Genomic DNA, 19336 nt, shown 5'->3' on the forward strand with positions numbered 1-19336 from the left:
GTGGAAAATATATTAGAAGTTCGAGATTTAAATGTGACCATTCAACATCCTTTGACTAAAGAGAATACTCGGATATTAAAAAATCTCTCTCTGAATGTAACAAAAGGAAAGATAACAGGGGTAGTTGGAGAATCTGGGAGTGGTAAAAGCATGCTGATGAAATCAATCAAAGGTTTATTACCAGATACAGCTACGCGTTCATACCAGTCTTTCATTTATCAAAATCAGGATGTTAAACTTTCAGGTCATAATTCGCTTTCCATAACTATGATTTTTCAAGATCCAATGAGCTCATTAAATCCACTTCGGACGATTGGCTATCATTTGTTAGAAGTGATTCGGCGTTTTCATACTAAACTATCTAAACAGGAACAGTTTGAAAAAGCAGTGGAAGAATTAGAAAAAGTGGGAATTAGTCAACCAACGTTGAGAATGAAACAATATCCTCATGAATTATCAGGAGGGATGCGTCAGCGCGTATTAATCGCTATGGCTTTCTTAACGAATGCGGATCTTTTAATTGCAGATGAACCAACAACCGCACTGGATGTCACGATTCAAGCACAAATATTAGCCCTCATCAAAGAAAGACAGCTAAAAGAAGGGCTGACAGTTCTATTTGTCACACATGACTTTGGTGTAGTGGCATCGATTTGTGAAGAAGTCAAAGTGATGTATCAGGGACGCATTGTTGAAGAAGGAACGGTTGAGGATATTTTTTATCAAGCACGACATCCTTATACTAAAGGACTATTACGAGCGATTCCAAGTACTCCTGGGGTACCTTTATATTCTATGGCAAAAGATAGGCAGTCTTTTGAGAATAGTGAGGACGCTTCAATGAAAAAAATAAGTGACCGTCACTATGTTTTAACGGAAGAGGTGACACATTAATTATGACAGAGACGTTGATAGAGGTAGCACAAGTAAGTAAGAGTTATACAGCTAAAGAGAAATGGCTGTCACGTAATCAAACGCCAACTTTCGCTGTTCGAGATGTTTCGTTAAAGATCAAACAGGGAGAAACATTAGGATTAGTAGGAGAATCAGGAAGTGGAAAAACGACATTAGGAAAATTGATTTTACAAATGATTCTCCCAACAGAGGGACTTATCAACTATCGTGATGTCGATATTAGAAAACTTAGTAAAAAAGAAAAACAAGGATTATATCAAAAGATGCAAATCATCTTTCAAGATCCGTACTCATCACTGAATCCGCAACGTACGGCTTTGCAAAGTGTGATGGAACCTTTAGAAGTTGCCAATCACGCTGAACCAGAAAAACAAGCAACGTTAATGTTAAAGCGTGTCGGAATAAAAGGGAAAGACATTCATAAGTATCCAGCCGAGTTTAGTGGGGGGCAACGTCAAAGAATTGGGATAGCACGAGCGATTGCCGTTCATCCAGAATTTATCGTATGTGATGAAGCTATTTCTGCTTTAGATGTGTCCATTCAAGCTCAGATTATTTCACTCTTAATGGCGTTACAAGAAGAATACGGTTTGACTTATTTGTTTATTTCACATGACTTAGCTATGGTAAGATATATATCAACGCGGATTGCTGTTATGTTTCAAGGTAAGTTAGTGGAGATAGGTCCAACGGAGTCGTTATTTAACGACCCACAACATCCCTATACTAAGAATTTGTTGTCTGCGATTCCAGTCGCTGACCCTAAATTAAAAAAAGATTTTTCTCAAGTTGAAAATGTAGCACGACCGAGTGATAATGGTTATTGGAAACAGATAGGTGAGGAACATTTCGTATGGAAGGAGCAATAAGATGAGAGAGATTAAATTAGTTCAAGGAAAAGAGGGAATTGAATTACCCTACGAAACTGGAAATTGGGTGTTATTAAAAGAGCAGGGATATTCACCGGTAGAAATGTTAGTCGCTTCAGTTGCTGCGTGTGGTGCTTATGTTTTACAATCCATTTTATCTAAGTCTCATATAGCATTTGAGTTTTCTGAAGTAACAGCTAGTTATACACGCTCAAGCGAACAGAAAAGCCAACCTTTATCTTCCATTGAGATTGTCTTTGAGCTATCTGTTGCGAAAGAGCACGAGCCACGTGTAGAACGTCTTTTAGCGTTGGTAAATGAGTACTGTCCAGTGATTCAATCGTTATCTGAAGATATTGTAATCAAAAAACAAATACGGTTTAAATAAAATCTTAGGACTGTATACAGTGAGTGTAGTAACGTCGAAAAGTGGGAGTATATTTAACGAAAGACGAAGCAACTCAATTTGAAATATTAAAGAGAAATATCTAAATATTTAGGTAGTATATGAAATTGTTAAAAAGACAGTCTTTTTATAAAGACTGTCTTTTTTTTATTATGTAAGAGGTATTGATATTTCTTCAAGGTATATTTTATTGACATGTATAAGGTAATTTAATATGAGCATGTGCTTCTTTTTCTTTAAAAAAGCGAGTAACATCCATCACGATTTTATCATGAAAGGGTTTCTTTTTAGTGGTGTTGTGCCAACATAAGTAAACAGTACGGGTCATAGAGCCTTCGGATAATGGTTTTAAAATAATTGAATCAGTGACTAGTTCGTGCCATGAAACAACAGGGACAAATGTAATACCGATGTGAGAAGTGATAAGGCCTCTTAAAGTTGCAGGGTCGTCACATTCATATGCGATATCTAGTTTAACATTTAGCTGTTTCATATAACTATCTAGTGTTTGGCGAAGAGCATTGTGTTTTGTTAAACCAATCACTGTTTGTTGCTTGATATCTTTAATCGAGATAGATTCTTGAGCTGCTAACGGATGATCTTTTGGAACAGCTAACATTAATGGCTCCTCAAATAAGGCGATAAAGTTATCCTCTTGGTTTAACTCCGATGTTATTAAATAATCATAGGCAGGTTCGTGCTGACGATGTTGGCTAATAGAGAAAAAGAGAGAGGGATCGTGTTGATGAAAAGACTGAATAAATTCTGGTATCCACATTGAACAAACACTTAGGTGTATTGCGATACTATTTTGCAAATGAAATTTCATTTGCTCGACTTCTGAGATACCTGATTTCAACTGGTTTAGGGATTCTTCGACATAAGGCAAGAAACGTTTACCGTATGGGCTGAGTTTGATTCTTCTACCGTCTTTGATGAACAAAGGGGCACCAAGTTCATCTTCTAATTGTGAAATTTGTTTACTTAAGGCAGGTTGAGAGATAAAAAGTTCGTTGGCAGCAAGTGTTATATTTTCTAATTGAGCTGCTTTAATAAAATATTCAAGTTGAATTAAACGCATAAAAGGCCTCCATTCATATAGTTTTGGTTATGGATAGGGCAATAAAATTTATTAGATTTTTCTCGTTCAGTATACTACTATAAATGAAAGAGAGGTTTTTTTCAAGTACATAAAAGGGAGGAAATAGCTATGAAATGTTTCATGATGCTTCCAGGACAAGGCTCTCAGTTTGAAGGCATGTTATCAGAAGTATCTGCTGAAGATAAACAATTAGTAGAAAGATTAACAGGTGTTCATATGACGGATACAAACGAACAATATCGGTCTACGATTGGTATCCAACTAGGCTTGTTATTAAAACAAGTCTCTGAGGCGCGAAAGATTTTAGCGGAAGGATTTACTCCTAGCAATGTTGCTGGACACTCGATTGGGTCTTTCTCAGCCGCTGTCATAGCGGGCAGTTTATCATTTGAAGATGCGATTAAACTGGTACATTTAAGAAGCCAATTGATGGCGGAAGCTTATCCTGATAGTTATGGGATGGCAGCAGTCGTTGGTTTATTAAAAAATGAGCTGCTACCCATTGTGGAAGCAGCGACGACATCAGAAGAACCCGTCTACTTGTCAAATGAAAATGCCCCTCAACAATTTACGATATCAGGACATATTAACGCACTCAATCGTGTTATCAAATCAGCTTCACAGTCAGGTGCTAGCAAAGCGATTTTATTAGCCGTTCCGACTCCGTCACATTGTCCTTTGATGTCAGGCGTTCGGGATGCACTGGCTTTAGCATTAGAGCAAGTGACAATAAAGGCCCCTAACTGTCTTTACTTCATGAATCATACGGGATTAGGGACTAATCTAGCGAAAGACGTAAAAAAAGATTTAATCGAAGGAGTCGCTTCACCTGTGAAGTGGGATATCATGACTAAGATTGCTTTAGAAAATCGTATGGATTTAGCTGTGGACATTGGACCAGGTGAAACATTAACTAAGCTCATTCAAGCTCAAGATGATTCGCTAAAAGTCATTAACGTATCAAAATTGGGAGTGGACGATGCTTTATATGTATTAAATAAAGAAAGGAAGAAGTATTAAAATGGAGAAAGTAAAAAGCTGGACAAAAAATCGAGATGCCAAGCAACAAAAAATGAATCAAGTTCGACATTTAATGGACGGAAAATTTATTGATTCTAAGAACATAATATCAGTGTTAGAAACATTGATTACATCAGGCGATAAAGTGGTACTAGAAGGAGATAATCAAAAACAAGCAAGTTTTCTTTCTCAAAATTTAGTCAAAGTGTCTCCAGAAAAAGTGAACCGACTTCATATGATTATGTCAAGTATTTCTAGACCAGAGCATTTAGACTTGTTTGATCAAAAAATAGCAGAAAAAATTGACTTTTCTTATGCTGGTGCTCAAAGCGTCCGCGTTTCACAAATGTTAGAAGCTGGCACACTAAAAATTGGAGATATCCATACTTATTTAGAGTTATATGGTCGACTCTTTGTCGATTTAATTCCAAATGTTGCGTTAGTTGCAGCTGATAAAGCGGATGAACAAGGAAATTTATATACAGGATTTAATACAGAAGAAACACCTACTATCGTTGAAGCAACAGCATTTAAAGATGGTATTGTTATCGTTCAAGTCAATGAAGTGGTTAAAGAATTGCCAAGAGTCGATATTCCAAGTTCTTGGGTGGATGTTGTGGTTAAAGCAGATACACCCTATCAATTAGAAGCGTTATTTACTCGTGACCCTCAAGAAATCTCCGAGTTACATATATTGATGGCGATGATGGCTTTAAAAGGTATCTATCAAAAGCATGAAGTAAAATCGCTTAATCACGGTATTGGATTTAACACTGCTGCCATTGAGTTATTATTACCTACATATGGTGAAAAATTAGGACTTAAAGGAAAAATTGCCAAAAACTGGGTACTAAACCCACACCCAACGATGATTCCTGCTATTGAAAGTGGTTGGGTTGAGAGTATTCATAGCTTTGGTGGCGAAGTCGGAATGGAGAAATATATCGCAGCTCGTCCAGATATTTTCTTTGTGGGACAAGACGGTACGATGCGTAGTAATCGTGCATTATGTCAAGTAGCAGGACAATATGCGATTGATATGTTTATCGGTTCTACTTTACAGATTGATCAATTTGGAAATTCTTCTACCGTAACCGGCGGACGTTTATCAGGATTTGGTGGGGCACCTAACATGGGACATAATCCAGGTGGTCGTCGTCACGCAACACCTGCTTGGAGTGCGCTGAAAAACCCTGAGAGCGAATTAGCTAGAGGTAAAAAACTTGTCGTGCAAATGGTTGAAACATATGGTGCGAATAAAAAACCAGTTTTTGTAAATGAGTTAGATGCAGTCAGTGTGGCTAAAACATCGAAATTAGCTAATACGCCAGTAATGATTTACGGAGAAGATACTACACATATTGTGACGGAAGAAGGTATCGCTTACCTATATAAAACAACCAGTCCAAGTGAACGTCGCTTAGCACTTTCAGCCATTGCTGGGGTTTCAGATTTAGGTATGAAGAGTGACCGTCAAGAGTTGATGTCCCTACGTGAGCGAGGCATTGTCGCGTTACCAGAAGACTTAAATATTAAGCGTACAGAAGCAAAACGTAGTTTATTAGCAGCACAATCAATTAATGATTTAGTTGAATGGTCTGGTGGTTTATATCAACCGCCTGCAAAATTCCGTTCATGGTCATAAGAAAGGGTGGAAAACATGGAAAAATTATCATTTACCTACAAAACTAAAGAACCAATTAAAAAAAGAAAACATGTTGGGGTAGTTGCTTCAGGTGATTTAGAAGTTCTCGTTAACCCAATCGATCATGATGAGACAACTGTTTCAGTTATCACCGGTAGTGATGGATTTGCTCCCGTTTGGGAAAATGTTTTGAATCGTTTCTTCGAACGTTATCCGATTCAAGCTGCAATTGAAATTAACGATTTTGGTGCGACACCTGGTGTGGTGTTTTTAAGACTTACACAGGCATTGGAGGGAATTTACGATGTTGAGAAATAGTTTTGTAGAATTACGAGCTAGAGAACGAGCGTTTCAATTACTAGATAAACATGAAGGAAAAGAAATATTGGACCCATTTTATCGTGTGAAGTCACCTCATCTGGAACCACAAGGAATTGTTCCTTCATTTGATGATGGTGTGGTACTTGTTAGAGGTAAAATGCAAGATAAAGACGTCTTAATCGTAAGTATCGAGGGAAAATTCCAAGGAGGCGGTATCGGGGAAGTTGCCGGTGCCAAAATTGCGATGGCCTTAGAGATGGCTCTTGAAGAAAATAAAGAAGGTCATCCAGTGTATCCTGTAATTATTCTAGATACTGGTGGTGTTCGTCTACAAGAAGCGAATTATGGCTTACTATCTATTTCTGAAATTGGAAATATGATTGTAGCGCTTAAAAAATATGTCCCTGTTATCGGACTTGTCCCTGGACTGGTAGGTTCATTTGGTGGTATGAGTATTACGTCTGCACTAATGTCATACTTGATTGCTACAAATAAGGCTCGTGTTGGTTTAAATGGACCAGAAGTGATTGAACAAGAAGCGGGTGTCAGAGAGTTTGATGCAAGTGATAAGGCGCTCATTTGGGATACAATTGGGGCAAGACAACGCGTGGCGACAGGTGTCATTGATGAATTACTTAAAGATGATGTAGAAGTGATTCGTGAAGCCATCATTACGGCTATCGTAAATAAAAAAGATAGTAAACGTACAGAAAAAGCTAATTTCTTCTTAAACTACTTATCACAAATGGATGCTTCTGAAAAATTAACACCTGAAAAATATATAGCAGATTATGAGGCTAATAAAGAGAAAGAGTTTAAAGTGAAAGAAGCTTATGAAGGGGATCAACGTTTAAATAATACTCGTGGATATAAATGGTTCGCTGGATTGACAGGAATGAAACAACCAACGTCAGATTTTCCAACAGTTTTATCTAAAACAGTTGAAATTAACAAGCGTCCTATGACTTTTGTCACTATTACAACAAACGATAACAATCGTTTCTACCGTGTGAGAAATGGCGAAGCAGGTCTAGTGGAAGGCTTTGTTGTATCAAAAGTGTTAGAACAAGTGATAGCAGAAGATAAAGATAAGAAAGAAAAACGACCAATCATTGCAATTATAGACGTACCAAGTCAAGCTTATGGTTATAATGAAGAGCTTATCGGTATCCACATGGCATTAGCATCAAGTGCTGAGTTTTATGCACGTGCTCGCCAAGCTGGACATCCTGTTGTCGGATTAATTGTCGGAAATGCTATTTCAGGTGCTTTCTTAGCACATGGTTTACAATGCAACCGATTGATTGCTCTAAATGACGAGCAAATTAATGTTCAAGCAATGTCGAAAGAAAGTGCAGCACGTGTGACCAATAGAACCTTGGAAGAGGTTGAAGAAGCTACTAAGAAAATTCCAGCAATGGCTTATGACATTAAGAACTTTGAAAAACTTGGAGCACTTTTTGCTTTGGTTGATGGCATTGAAGCAGATCGCGTATCTGAAACAGATGTTGAAAAAATGCAAGATGTCATGTTAAAAGCGATTGCTAGTACCGAGAATGCACCAGCAGATTTATCATTCCGTTATGAAACGGAACAAGCTAAATCATATGGCCGTGTTGCAACACGCCAAGTACGTGAAATGATTAGAGAACAATGGTAAAAATAAACATTCAACCACATGACCTCGTTGTATTTGCAAGTACAGCGTTGGTCATCCATGAAGAAACACCTGATTGGGTCGCAGCTTTGTTAAACAAGCCGCGACTCACTGCTGTTTGTCGTCGAGCCTCTTTGCATGACGAACTATTGCCTATCGGTTTACGAGGGAAAGATAGGAGTCAACGATTTGCATGTTGGGTACCTGTTAAAGCAGTCGAGCAACATATTCAACCATTTGAGTTGTTAGACACACACTTTCAAAAGAATATTTGCAGTCATCATCAGCATTATTTTGTCGTGCAACACTATCAGGCTATTTATCCATTTCTATGCGAAAATCATATTGGAATAGGAGGAAGTTTAGGGTTTGAATTAGCGACAGGTATTTGTACTGTTAAAGAAACAAGCGATTTAGATTTGATTTGGTATGCAGATGAACCGTTTAGTCAATCAGAAGCTAAAACGATGCTTACTAATTTAAGTTTTAAAAATGAAATCCCTGATTGCCAAGTGATAACTTCTAAAGGTGGTTTTTCATTGAAAGAATATGCCACATCCGAAACCTTTTTGATGAAGACGATACAAGGTCCGATATTGACAAAAGAAGGATGGTAAAAAAGCCGTGCAAATTATTGCGCGGCTTTTTTATATAAATGAATGGGTTAGACAGCTTTCCAAATCATCTAAAAAAATGACGAGAGCGAGCAGATCAGCTGAGCCACCAGGACTAAGAGAACGTTTCACACATGCTTCATTAAAAGATTCTATACGCTCAATTAAGATTGCTTCATCAATGATATCAGTATCTTCTAATAAACAAGTAGCGTAATGTTGAATCCATGTTAATCCGTCAAAGCCACCACGATGCAAAATATTGCTATCTTCCAACCGACTCATTAAAAATAATAATGTAAGTAAATTTTGATATGTATCCGAATCATTTGGTATTGCTTGTCGAAAGGGTAGCACTTCTTTAAAGAGAATATCGTAACCTGATAGAGCGACTCCTCGAATTCCACTAATACCATGCTCAATATAGAGTTTTTCTCCATTTGATAAAGCGGCACCTTTTCTTTTTTTCTCTATTATTTTTTTAAAATCATTTTGCATGTCTTCTTCAATCATTTCTTTTATATAGTTTGAAATGATATGCCAATCTTCTTGAGTTAAGGTTAAACAAACTAAGTATTTTTTTTGGCTTAAATAATAGGTAATAGCACCAATCATCAATCCAAATGAAAAAATAGCTCCCTTATGTGTATTGATACCATTAGTCGCTGCTAGCATTTCGTTTTCGGCAGCTAAGCCTAATTTTCTAACTGATTTAAATAGTTTAGGTAAAGGCTTTTTTGATTGATAGGAGAGCATTGCTGTCTGATAAAAATAATCATACAAAGCATCTGCACTTTTTAAAAAGAGCGCATAATCCATATCGTCATGTGCGCCAGTATCATATTTATCAACTAAGCCAGGCTTAGGTGCTAGTGAGACTTCTTTTTTTAATGATGCCACAGCAATTTTGGCAATTCGTTTTGCTAATAAAGTTTGATGTTTAACCATGATAGACTCCTTATATGTAATGAAAAAAGGTAAGCTTAACGCTTACCTTTTTTAAATTAAGATGCAATAGGGTGTTTTTTCATTGCAATTTGTTCTAAAATTATCGCGATAATCGTTCCTACAATTAAACCATTACTAAAAATAGCTGTTAAAACTGCTGGAAAACCGTCAAAGGCAGTTTTAGGTAAGAACATAATACCAATACCTACAAACCAGCTAACAGCAATATTGAAGTTCGTTTTAACAGTAGCTGGTGCGTTTTTAATTTGATCCATGGCAATCGTAATCGTACCTAAACCAAAAGTAGGAACGAGTGCAGCATATCCAACAGCGGTTGGTAGAGCGGCGAAAAATGATGTGAGAACAGGGGATAGACTAATTAAAATAATAAGAATGTTACCTAATATAAAAGGCTTTTTATCTGTCCCTTTTGTTTGTTCAATGAATGAAGCAGAGCCAGAAATTGGCACAGGAGGGATACTACTGAAAACACCTGCTAACATGTGCATTAGACCTGCTACAAATGATGCTTGAGACAAACGATTTGTTGGCTGTTCTCCTAGTTTAACAAAGACTAATTCTACCGCTTTGATACTAGCAAGTAAATTAGTTAAAAGCAATAGGGTTAAGAATAATGTACTAATAATCATACTACCATCAAATATCGGCATGCCGAAAGGAAATAGTTTTGGTAAAGCAAAGATACTGTCGACTTTTGCAACAGAAGGTGCTAAATTAAAGAGCTTAAACAATGTCCAACCGACTAATACAGAAATAAGTGTTGCATACATTTTTAAAGAGGGAATCGACATACAAATAAATGCAATAGCGATTGTCACAAGAGATAAGATCACGACGCTTAGATTGATAGAAGGATGGTCGGCGGTAATGCCTGCTAAACTGGTTAAAAATGCTCCTGAGAGTTGAACAACAAGTAAAATCAGGTAAATACCAATAACAGTTGGGGTAAATAACGCTGAAATTTTATCAACCAGTTTGAAAACAACAAACAAAATAAAGATAATACCGCTTAAGATAAAACTAAAACTTAATACTTGTAGAGTTTTGGTCATAGAACCAAACATTAAAGGTCCGATACCAGCATATAAAGTGTAAACACCCCACCAAACCCCCGCAGGTCCTTCTTGTATTGGTAAATGGTGTCCAGCAATCGCTTGTAAAATCCCTGCGATACCTAGTGTTAATAGTGTACGACTAACAAATTCCATTGCATCATGTTGATCGAGACCTAGCGTAGCGGCTACGGCAACAGGAATAACAATGCTTCCCATTAAAATAAAAATCATCCACTGAAATGAGGATAGTATTTTTTTCATTATTTACGACACTCCTTATTTAATCAAATAAAGTCATACCCTGTTCATTTTATTAGAAAAGGATATGACTCAGGTAACTAAAATTGTAAATTAGATAAAGGAAATTTTAGCATTTTCATTATCTTTGACGACAGCTTCAACAATGTTGTAGACGTCGACAGCGTCATTTAAGCTCATTAATTCAACTGGTGAATGAGAGTAACGACGAGGAACTGCTAATGTTGCAACTGGAATACCACCATTTGCGTGAGTTAAAGCAGCTGAATCTGTTGTATAACCACCACTAACAATCGCTACTTCTTGTAATGAAACATCTAGTTTATCTGCTTTTTCTTCAATAATACGACGAACTGCTGGATGGATAAAGCTGAAGAATCGAATACCAACACCATCGGCTACTGAAAGACCAGGTCCTTGATTTAAACGGATTGGTAATTCAACTTCAGTGTTGACATCAGGCGTATCTCCACATGGGATAGTATCAAGTGCGATAGCGTAATCTGCAGGAACTCTGAAAGCAGCAGTTTCAGCACCATAAAGACCAACTTCTTCTTGTACGGTAAAGACGCCGTATAAAGTACCCGCAAAATCTTCAGCTTTAATATTTTTAAATAATTCTAAGACGATTGAGCAGCATAAGCGGTCATCGATAGCTTTTGTTGCGATAAAGTCTTTATTGTGCATCTCCATGAAGTCACTTGTCCAAATAATTTGGTCGCCAATACGAATACCAGCTGCTTCTACTTCTTCGCGAGAGAACATGGCAACGTCAACATAGCATTGACTAGCAGGTTTAACGGTAGAAGCTTCTTGTGGAGATTGTAAGTGTCCAGGTTTATTACCAATAACACCAGGGATGTTGTTTTTACCAACCATTACTTTACGTCCAGGTAATAGATTATCTGGAACACCGCCAATTTTTTCAAATAGGATAAAGCCGTTTGGTAAAATATTTTTAACGACTAATCCAATCTCATCGGTATGCGCGGCAAGCATGACGTTAGGTCCTTCTTTATGTCCTTTTTTAACGGCAATAATATTTCCTTTTACGTCGACACTTACTTCATCAGCAAAAGGCTCAATTTGACTAAGGATTTCCTTGATAACAAGTTGTTCTTGACCAGAACCTCCATTAATTTGGCTGAGCGTTTTCAACTGATTGCGTAACTTTTCTTTCATTTTATTCACCCTTTCTTATTTGTTCATATAAAGTATACAAAAGAACGAAAAGGAAATAAAATAGCTAATTAGCACGATTTGATAACTAAAAGGTTATGAATAAAAAAAGAGCAGACCGCGTCTGCTCAACAAAGTAAGTGTTTTCAAGGGATACCTTTATTTAGGTGTTAGAATAAGTGGCGTTTGAGGCACAGCAATGCCATTTTCAGATAATTTCGTTAAATAAGCCTCTAAAAACTCCGATTGAATTTTGATTTGGGAGCCATTTCGCGTGTACATAATAATTTTTAAAGCAAGGTTGCCATTTCCTAAATCTATCAAACCAACAATTTCCGGTGGCGTCTTAATATCTGGATAAAGAGGTACCATGACTTCGTTAACATCTGTGATAAGTTGCTTCATATACTCGATATTCGTATCCGGTGCAACGCGTAGTTGAATTGCAACAAGTCGGTTTGCTTTAGAAAGATTACTGATAACGAGTATCGTACGATTTGGTATAAAATGAATAGCACCGTCAACACCTTTGATTTGTGTCGTACGTAAACCAACACTCTGAACAGTTCCTTGAAAGGCATCGATTTCAACAAAATCTCCGACTTCGATTTGCTTTTCTAAAATAATAAAAAAACCTGTAATAAAATCGTTAATAAAGCCTTGTGCACCTAACCCTATCGCTACCCCCGCAATACCTGCTCCAGCTAGTAAAGAAGAAACTGGGATACCAATAATAGATAGTAATGCGTAGGCGTATATGAAGAAAAGTGTATATTGAAAAACATTACTGACTAATGAATAAAGTGTTTGAACTCGGTTTTCACTGTAATTATCTTTTTGTTTATATTTTTCAAAAGAATTTCGAATGATTTTATTGCCAACACGATAAAAAAGTCCTAATACTAGTGACGCGATAATAATTGAAAATAGTTTATTTAGCAGTAAAGAAAAAACATGGTCCCAATTAATAGAACGCCAATATCGGGCGAAAGCATTTAATTGTTTTGTGGTTTCCGCTGCGATAGGTAAATCGCCAGTTGTCGAAGTAGTTTCCATGTGATTCATTCCTTTCTATTATTTATTGTAACAGACTTTATTAGTCATAAAAAGGGAGATTAGTTGAGTAATTCATTTATCAATGATAAAATTATATTACACTAACGTTATAGAAATGAGGGATGTCAATGTCAGGTACAGAAGTGGCAGCACTTATTGCGGCAATTGCTTTTGTCATCTTAGTATTGGTGATAGTGATTGCAACAGTTATGATACTGCCAAAAGTCAAGGTAACGATTGAAAAAACCAATCAAACTATTGACGAAGCTCAGTCGATACTAAAAGAAACAAATACGACGATTCAAGTTTTGACAAAAGATGTCAGCGTTTTAACGCATCAAGTGGAAGATTTGTTGCTAAGGAGTAACGAATTGTTAGAAGATGTGAATCATAAAGTAGCAACGATTGATCCTTTATTCAATGCCGCAGCTGAATTGGGAGAAAGTGTTTCTGACTTAAATCAATCTAGTCGAAATGCCGCAACAAAGCTAGGTGCAATTGGAACAAATGTGGCAAAAGCTTCAGTTATTTCAAGATTAACTAAAAATGCGTTAAATTTTATGAAATAGTAATCACTTAGAGGAGGAAATATATTATGGCAAAAAAATCAGACGGCTTTTTACTAGGAGCAATTATCGGTGGAGCAGCGGCAGCAGCGGCAGCTTTGTTATTAGCACCAAAAGCAGGTAAAGAAACACGCGACGATTTAATGGACAAAGCAGATGAGTTGAAACAACGTGTACTTGATTATGCAGATTACGCTGTTGAAAAAGGACAAGATTTCACAGACATGGCCATTTCTAAAACAGAATCATCTGTTGATAAAGCTAAGCAAATGACGGATGAACAATTAAATAAATTCCGTAATCAAACAAACGACATGGCTCAAGATTTTAAGCAAAATATTTCCGATATTGATGTAGACTTAGATATTTCTGATAAATTTAAAGAAGTTGAAGATAAAACGTTAGACGGCATCGCTAACGCAGGTGATAGCATTGTTAAAGGAGCACATGCTATGGCTGATAAGGTTGAAGATGTGGTCGGAACTGTTGAGGATAAAGCTTTAGATAGTGCTGATAAAATGGAAGATATCGTTTTAGATGCAGAAGACGTAGCTGAGGACAAAGTAGATGATTTACAAGATAAAGCAGAAGAAGCTGCTGATGAAGTCATTGAAGCAACAGATGAAGACGAAGAAAAATAATAAATAAAAGGCGCTCGCTATTGAGCGTCTTTTTTTTGTAAAAAAAGTCCCTTTTTACATAAATTTTGTGATAAAATTAAAGTGATAAAAAAAAGATAGGATGTGATATGACGTGGAACAAAAAACACCTTTGTATCAGACTCATGTAGCATTAAATGCCAAGATGGTGCCGTTTGCAGGGTTCTCCATGCCGATTCAATATAAAGAATCTGGTGTAATTAAAGAGCATCAAGCAGTTCGTAACCATGCTGGGTTATTCGATGTTTCACACATGGGAACGCTTAAACTATCGGGGAAAGGCGCACTTGAGACACTTCAGAAAATAGGAACCAATGATTTTGCTAGTATGAAGTCTGGGGATGTTCGTTACACGCTGATGTGTCAAGAGAATGGCGGTGTCCTCGATGACTTTATCGTTTATTGCTATGAAGATCATTATCGATTGATTATCAACGCTAGTAATCGAGAGTCGGATGAACAATGGATTCGTCAACATTTAGCGGCTGACTCTGTTTTAGAGAGTTTATCAGACGAAATAGCGATTTTAGCTTTGCAAGGACCAAAGTCACACGACATATTAAGTCAATTACTATCATCAGAAGATTTACCAAGTAAAAAATTCAAGTTTACGATGATTGAGACGTCTGAATATGGCATATTTACCGTATCGACGACGGGATATACAGGTGAAGACGGCTATGAACTATATTGTTCAAGCGATGTGGTCGTTCGTTTGTGGACAGACTTATTAGCGGTAGGTAAAGAGAAAGGTCTATTACCATGTGGACTTGGAGCGCGAGACACTCTAAGATTAGAAGCAGGGTTGCCTTTATACGGACACGAGTTAACACCAGAACGTCCGGCAACAGAAGCAAATGTTGATTTTGCTATAAAGATGAAAAAAGAATCATTCATTGGAAAAGAAGCATTAGTTGAAAGTCTACCAATAAATCAGACGCGAGTTGGATTAAAAGTAATTGGAAGAGGCATTGTACGCGAGGGCGCTGTTTTAACACAGGATAAAAAGGAAGTTGGAGTGGTCACATCAGGTACTCATTCCCCTACCTTAGGTTATAGTATTGCAATGGCGACTGTTTTATGTGATGTTGCAGATGTTGGGACACGGTTTATGGCAAGTGTTCGAGGGAGAGAAATAGAAGTCGAAGTGGTAGCGCTTCCTTTTGTTTAATAGATAAATAGAGAGGAGAAATTTATAATGAATGTACCAGAAAAACTATTTTACACAGAGGAACATGAATGGGTTGCCTTCTCAGAAGATAAAAAAGTGGCGACAGTGGGGATAACTGACTTTGCACAGGATCAGTTAGGAGATATTGTTTTTGTTGGCTTACCAGAAATAGGCGATGTCGTTAACATGGGAGATAGTTTAGCGGATATTGAATCAGTTAAATCAGTTTCAGATATTTATTCACCTGTATCAGGAAAAGTGGTAGAAGTCAATGAAGCGTTATTAGACCAGCCAGAACTTGTCAACGAAGCACCTTATGATCAATGGTTATTTAAAATTGAAGAAGTCAGCGACATTCAAGAAAATCTTTTGCAGAAAGAGGCTTATGAAAATTTAATTGCAGAGGAGGCATAAGAATGTCGAAAGGAAAATATGTCAGCCATACAGAGGCAGAACGACAAGAAATGTTAAAAACAATTGGTGTTGAAAAGCTAGAAGACCTTTATCAAGATGTTCCAGTTGAGATGAAAGAAACTTCATTAAACCTTCCAGACGGTCAATCAGAATTGGAAGTTAGCCAAGCGATATCAAAATTAGCTGAGCAAAACTACGTCTTTCATGATGTGTATCGAGGGGCGGGTGCGTACCGGCATTATATTCCGGCCTTAGTTCGACAAATTGCGAGTAAAGAAGAGTTTTTAACAGCTTATACACCCTATCAGGCCGAAATCAGTCAAGGTGTATTGCAATCGATTTTTGAATTTCAAACGATGATTTGTGAATTGACGGGGATGGATGTAGCGAACGCCTCTGTTTATGACGGAGCCACAGCAGCAGCAGAAGCAATGAATATGGTTGTTGATCGTCGCAAGAAAGTCGTGTTGATAAGTGACTCAATTCATCCAATGGTTAAAGAAACGATGCTAACGTATGCCACAGGGATGGGTGTCACGTTACGCACAGTTCCAACTCAAAACGGTGTGACCGATTTGACAAAACTAGAAGAAATGATGAGTAAAGAAGTGGCGGGTGTTTATGTTGAACATCCTAACTTTTACGGTATGTTAGAGCCGGCAGAGCGTATTGGTGAAATCATACATGAAGTCGGTGCCCATTACATACTTGGGGTTAAACCCATTGCAAGTATGATATTAAAATCTGCACGTGAGTATGGTGCCGATATTGCTGTCGGAGAAGGCCAAAGTTTAGGAATACCTTTGTCTTTCGGTGGTCCTTATTTAGGATTTATGGCGACGACGACTCGCCGTATTCGTCAGTTACCAGGTCGAATTGTTGGACAGACGGAAGACGAAGCGGGAAAACGTGCGTTTGTCTTGACTTTGCAAGCACGTGAGCAGCATATACGTCGTGAAAAAGCACAGTCTAACATTTGTTCTAACCAAGCGCATTGTGCGTTAACCGCTTCTATTTATATGTCTGTCATGGGCGTGCAAGGTCTAACGGAAGTTGCTCGTCAAAGTCACGCGAAAGCCCACTATCTCGCTGAACAGTTGGCGACTATTCCTGGATTTGATCTGGTATATTCAGGTGACTATTTTAATGAATTCTTGATGACAACTCCGATAGAAGCTCAATCTTTAGTTCATCAGTTAGAAGCGCATGATATTTTAGCTGGTTTACCTGTTGGTGAAAATATTTTATGGTGTGCGACAGAAGTCAATACTAAAGAAGCTATTGATGCACTCGTCACAGCGATTAAGGAGGTTGTCGCATGAAGTTAATCTTTGAAAGAAGTTTCGAAGGCCGTTTTAATGACATTTTGCCTAAGCTTGATGTTCCAACAGCGACTGTTCCAGAAGAACATCAACGTGTCATATCTCCGCGTTTACCAGAGGTTTCTCAACCTGAAATTAGTCGTCACTATACGGCTTTAGCGAAAGAAACGCATGGGGTTAATGATGGTTTTTATCCTCTAGGGTCTTGTACAATGAAATATAATCCGAAACTAAACGATGAAATGGCAGGATTAAAAGGATTTACAGATATTCATCCGTTACAACCACTTGAGACCGTACAGGGAGCTTTATCTGTTTTTACAGAACTCGAAAAAACACTTTGTGAAGTAACCGGGATGGATCATATGACATTTCAACCAGCTGCAGGAGCTCATGGTGAGTTGACGGCCCTATTAATGATTAAAGCCTATCATGTGTCACGAGGAGATACAAAGCGCACGAAGATCATCATTCCTGATTCAGCACATGGAACTAATCCTGCTAGTGCTTCTATGGTGGGGTTTGAAACTGTCAACGTTCCAAGTAATGAAAAAGGCTGTGTTGATTTAGAGGCATTAAAAGCAGTTATCGGAGACGATACGGCAGGTCTAATGCTAACTAATCCTAATACATTGGGAATTTTTGAGCCAAATATTTTAGAAATCACGTCACTGATTCATAAAGCAGGCGGCTTGAATTACTATGACGGCGCTAACTTAAATCCAATCATGGGAGTTGTACGGCCGGGTGATATGGGGTTTGACGTCGTTCATTTAAATATTCACAAAACCTTTTCAACACCTCATGGAGGCGGCGGCCCTGGTTCGGGTCCTATTGGCTGTAAAGAAGTGTTATTTGACTTTTTACCGACAGATTATCCTGTTGTCGCTGATGAGATGAAGGTTTGGCATCAATCACAGAAAAGTATCGGTCGCGTCAAAGCATTTTACGGACACTTTTTAGTGATGGTTCGAGCACTTACATACGTTAAAACATTAGGTAGTGACGGCTTGAAAGAAGCCGCCATGACGGCCGTTTTAAATGCGAATTATTTGCGAGCATCATTAAAAGATACTTTTGAAATCCCGTATGACGGGTTGTGTATGCACGAGTTTGTTATCTCATTAAAAGATTTGAAAAAAGAGACAGGTGTCAGTGCCTTAGACTTTGCAAAAAGCTTACTGGACTATGATGTTCATCCACCCACGATGTATTTTCCAATGACTGTACCTGAAGCTTTAATGTTAGAGCCAACGGAAACAGAAACGAAAGAGACATTAGACGAGGTTATTACTTTATACCGTGCTTTACACGAGCGAGCGTTAAAAGAACCGGATGAGCTTTTAAATGCCCCACATCATACTACGATTAAACGTGTGGATGAAGTAAAAGCAGCTAGACATCCAATTTTGAGATACGCTTTTAAAAACGAATAAAAAACGGTAGAATAGGATAATGACCATGGTCATTATCCTATTTTTGAAAGGAGATGTTTCAATGAATGATATGTTAAATCAATCAAGCCGTGATTTTTTAGCAGATTTGGCTTCAGATAAACCCGCTCCAGGTGGCGGAGGTGCTTCTAGCTTAGTAGCGGCATTAGGGACGGCGTTAGGTCAAATGGTGGTCCATTTAACTCAAAATAAAAAGAAGTATGCTAAATTTCAGTCGGATTACAAGCGCATTCTATCTGACTTACAAGCAAAGCAGACGCGTCTAGAAGAACTAGTAACAGAGGATGCGATTCAATTTTTACCCTTGTCTAAGGCATATGGTTTGCCTGAAACGACAGAAGCAGAAAAAAGTGAAAAGAACCGAGTGATGCAAAAAGCACTTTTAACAGCTTGCGAAGTGCCTTTAGAAATCATGAAACTAAGCAGTGACGTTTTGGATATACATGAAGAGTTGGTAGAAAAAGGAAGTCCATTAGTTTTAAGTGATGTTGGAGTAGGGGTTAGCTTCTTAAAAGCGGCTGTAGAAAGTGCCTCGTTAAATGTGCGTATTAATATTAAAATGATGACGTCTTCTCAGGAAAAAGATAAGCTTGCAGCAGATATGTCGACGCTCCTTAAAAAAGTCGATGAACAAGGAAACAGAGTGTTTAAACAAGTCGTTGACAAGCTTTCAAATTAAGAGGG

The 19336-nt window shown here is 37.7% G+C and carries 20 protein-coding genes; 15 read left to right on the forward strand and 5 right to left on the reverse strand.

All coding sequences use genetic code 11. The annotated features are described in order from the left end of the window. Genes CBF33_RS03010 through CBF33_RS03020 form a run of 3 tightly spaced genes read left to right on the forward strand, consistent with a single transcriptional unit; the run spans position 1 to position 2172 of the window. Positions 1-894 carry an ABC transporter ATP-binding protein gene (locus tag CBF33_RS03010; protein WP_126761473.1) on the forward strand — a complete coding sequence of 298 codons (894 nt, stop codon included), beginning with the start codon at positions 1-3 and terminating at the stop codon, positions 892-894. A 2-nt stretch (positions 895-896) separates the two neighbouring features. Then, complete coding sequence (locus tag CBF33_RS03015) at positions 897-1784, forward strand: ATP-binding cassette domain-containing protein (RefSeq protein ID WP_126761475.1); 888 nt, start codon at positions 897-899, stop codon at positions 1782-1784. A gap of 1 nt (position 1785) precedes the next feature. Next, on the forward strand, positions 1786-2172 hold the full coding sequence (locus tag CBF33_RS03020) for an OsmC family protein (protein ID WP_126761477.1): 387 nt from the start codon (positions 1786-1788) through the stop codon (positions 2170-2172). Positions 2173-2377: 205 nt separating this feature from the next. On the opposite strand, the gene CBF33_RS03025 is transcribed toward CBF33_RS03020, so the two are convergent. After that, positions 2378-3271: a LysR family transcriptional regulator gene (locus CBF33_RS03025; protein WP_126761479.1), complete on the reverse strand. Its 894-nt coding sequence runs from the start codon at positions 3269-3271 to the stop codon at positions 2378-2380. A gap of 129 nt (positions 3272-3400) precedes the next feature. Here CBF33_RS03025 and CBF33_RS03030 point away from each other — a divergent pair, with 129 nt between their 5' ends. The 5 genes from CBF33_RS03030 to CBF33_RS03050 are packed head-to-tail and all read left to right on the forward strand — an operon-like array spanning position 3401 to position 8552. Further along, the gene (locus tag CBF33_RS03030) at positions 3401-4312 is read left to right on the forward strand and encodes an ACP S-malonyltransferase (protein ID WP_126761481.1); all 912 of its coding nucleotides are present in this window, start codon (positions 3401-3403) and stop codon (positions 4310-4312) included. Position 4313: 1 nt separating this feature from the next. After that, a complete protein-coding gene (gene mdcA, locus CBF33_RS03035) occupies positions 4314-5957 on the forward strand; it encodes a malonate decarboxylase subunit alpha (protein WP_126761483.1) in 1644 nt (547 codons plus the stop codon). Positions 5958-5972: 15 nt separating this feature from the next. Beyond that, entirely contained in the window at positions 5973-6275 is a 303-nt protein-coding gene (locus CBF33_RS03040; protein ID WP_126761485.1) for a malonate decarboxylase subunit delta, read from the forward strand. Then, positions 6265-7938, forward strand: a complete 1674-nt coding sequence (gene mdcD, locus CBF33_RS03045; RefSeq protein ID WP_126761713.1) for a biotin-independent malonate decarboxylase subunit beta — start codon at positions 6265-6267, stop codon at positions 7936-7938. The genes CBF33_RS03040 and mdcD overlap by 11 nt, the downstream gene beginning before the upstream one ends. After that, entirely contained in the window at positions 7932-8552 is a 621-nt protein-coding gene (locus CBF33_RS03050) for a malonate decarboxylase holo-ACP synthase (RefSeq protein WP_126761487.1), read from the forward strand. Before mdcD ends, CBF33_RS03050 begins: the two co-directional genes overlap by 7 nt. A 30-nt stretch (positions 8553-8582) precedes the next feature. On the opposite strand, the gene citG is transcribed toward CBF33_RS03050, so the two are convergent. The 4 genes from citG to CBF33_RS03070 form a co-directional block, all read right to left on the reverse strand. Continuing rightward, the gene (gene citG / locus CBF33_RS03055) at positions 8583-9497 is read right to left on the reverse strand and encodes a triphosphoribosyl-dephospho-CoA synthase CitG (RefSeq protein WP_126761489.1); all 915 of its coding nucleotides are present in this window, start codon (positions 9495-9497) and stop codon (positions 8583-8585) included. Positions 9498-9553: 56 nt separating this feature from the next. Then, complete coding sequence (locus tag CBF33_RS03060; RefSeq protein WP_126761491.1) at positions 9554-10834, reverse strand: purine/pyrimidine permease; 1281 nt, start codon at positions 10832-10834, stop codon at positions 9554-9556. A 90-nt stretch (positions 10835-10924) separates the two neighbouring features. Further along, positions 10925-12013 (reverse strand): M42 family metallopeptidase, encoded by a 1089-nt coding sequence (locus CBF33_RS03065; protein WP_126761493.1) that lies wholly within the window; start codon positions 12011-12013, stop codon positions 10925-10927. A 156-nt stretch (positions 12014-12169) separates the two neighbouring features. Continuing rightward, complete coding sequence (locus CBF33_RS03070; RefSeq protein ID WP_244919677.1) at positions 12170-13066, reverse strand: mechanosensitive ion channel family protein; 897 nt, start codon at positions 13064-13066, stop codon at positions 12170-12172. A gap of 128 nt (positions 13067-13194) precedes the next feature. Here CBF33_RS03070 and CBF33_RS03075 point away from each other — a divergent pair, with 128 nt between their 5' ends. From CBF33_RS03075 to CBF33_RS03105, 7 genes are all read left to right on the forward strand, one after another. After that, positions 13195-13635, forward strand: coding sequence for a DUF948 domain-containing protein (locus CBF33_RS03075; RefSeq protein WP_126761497.1), 441 nt, complete (start codon positions 13195-13197; stop codon positions 13633-13635). A gap of 26 nt (positions 13636-13661) precedes the next feature. Continuing rightward, complete coding sequence (locus tag CBF33_RS03080) at positions 13662-14273, forward strand: YtxH domain-containing protein (protein ID WP_126761499.1); 612 nt, start codon at positions 13662-13664, stop codon at positions 14271-14273. Between the two features lie 112 nt (positions 14274-14385). Next, a complete protein-coding gene (gcvT, locus tag CBF33_RS03085) occupies positions 14386-15462 on the forward strand; it encodes a glycine cleavage system aminomethyltransferase GcvT (protein WP_126761501.1) in 1077 nt (358 codons plus the stop codon). A 27-nt stretch (positions 15463-15489) separates the two neighbouring features. Beyond that, positions 15490-15876: a glycine cleavage system protein GcvH gene (gene gcvH, locus CBF33_RS03090; RefSeq protein WP_126761503.1), complete on the forward strand. Its 387-nt coding sequence runs from the start codon at positions 15490-15492 to the stop codon at positions 15874-15876. 2 nt (positions 15877-15878) lie between these two features. After that, complete coding sequence (gene gcvPA, locus CBF33_RS03095) at positions 15879-17198, forward strand: aminomethyl-transferring glycine dehydrogenase subunit GcvPA (RefSeq protein ID WP_126761505.1); 1320 nt, start codon at positions 15879-15881, stop codon at positions 17196-17198. Beyond that, the gene (gene gcvPB, locus CBF33_RS03100; protein ID WP_126761507.1) at positions 17195-18634 is read left to right on the forward strand and encodes an aminomethyl-transferring glycine dehydrogenase subunit GcvPB; all 1440 of its coding nucleotides are present in this window, start codon (positions 17195-17197) and stop codon (positions 18632-18634) included. The genes gcvPA and gcvPB overlap by 4 nt, the downstream gene beginning before the upstream one ends. A 61-nt stretch (positions 18635-18695) precedes the next feature. After that, complete coding sequence (locus CBF33_RS03105) at positions 18696-19331, forward strand: cyclodeaminase/cyclohydrolase family protein (protein WP_170167735.1); 636 nt, start codon at positions 18696-18698, stop codon at positions 19329-19331. The last annotated feature ends 5 nt before the right edge of the window (positions 19332-19336 follow it).

Source organism: Vagococcus lutrae (assembly GCF_003987555.1).
GTDB lineage: Bacteria > Bacillota > Bacilli > Lactobacillales > Vagococcaceae > Vagococcus_A > Vagococcus_A lutrae.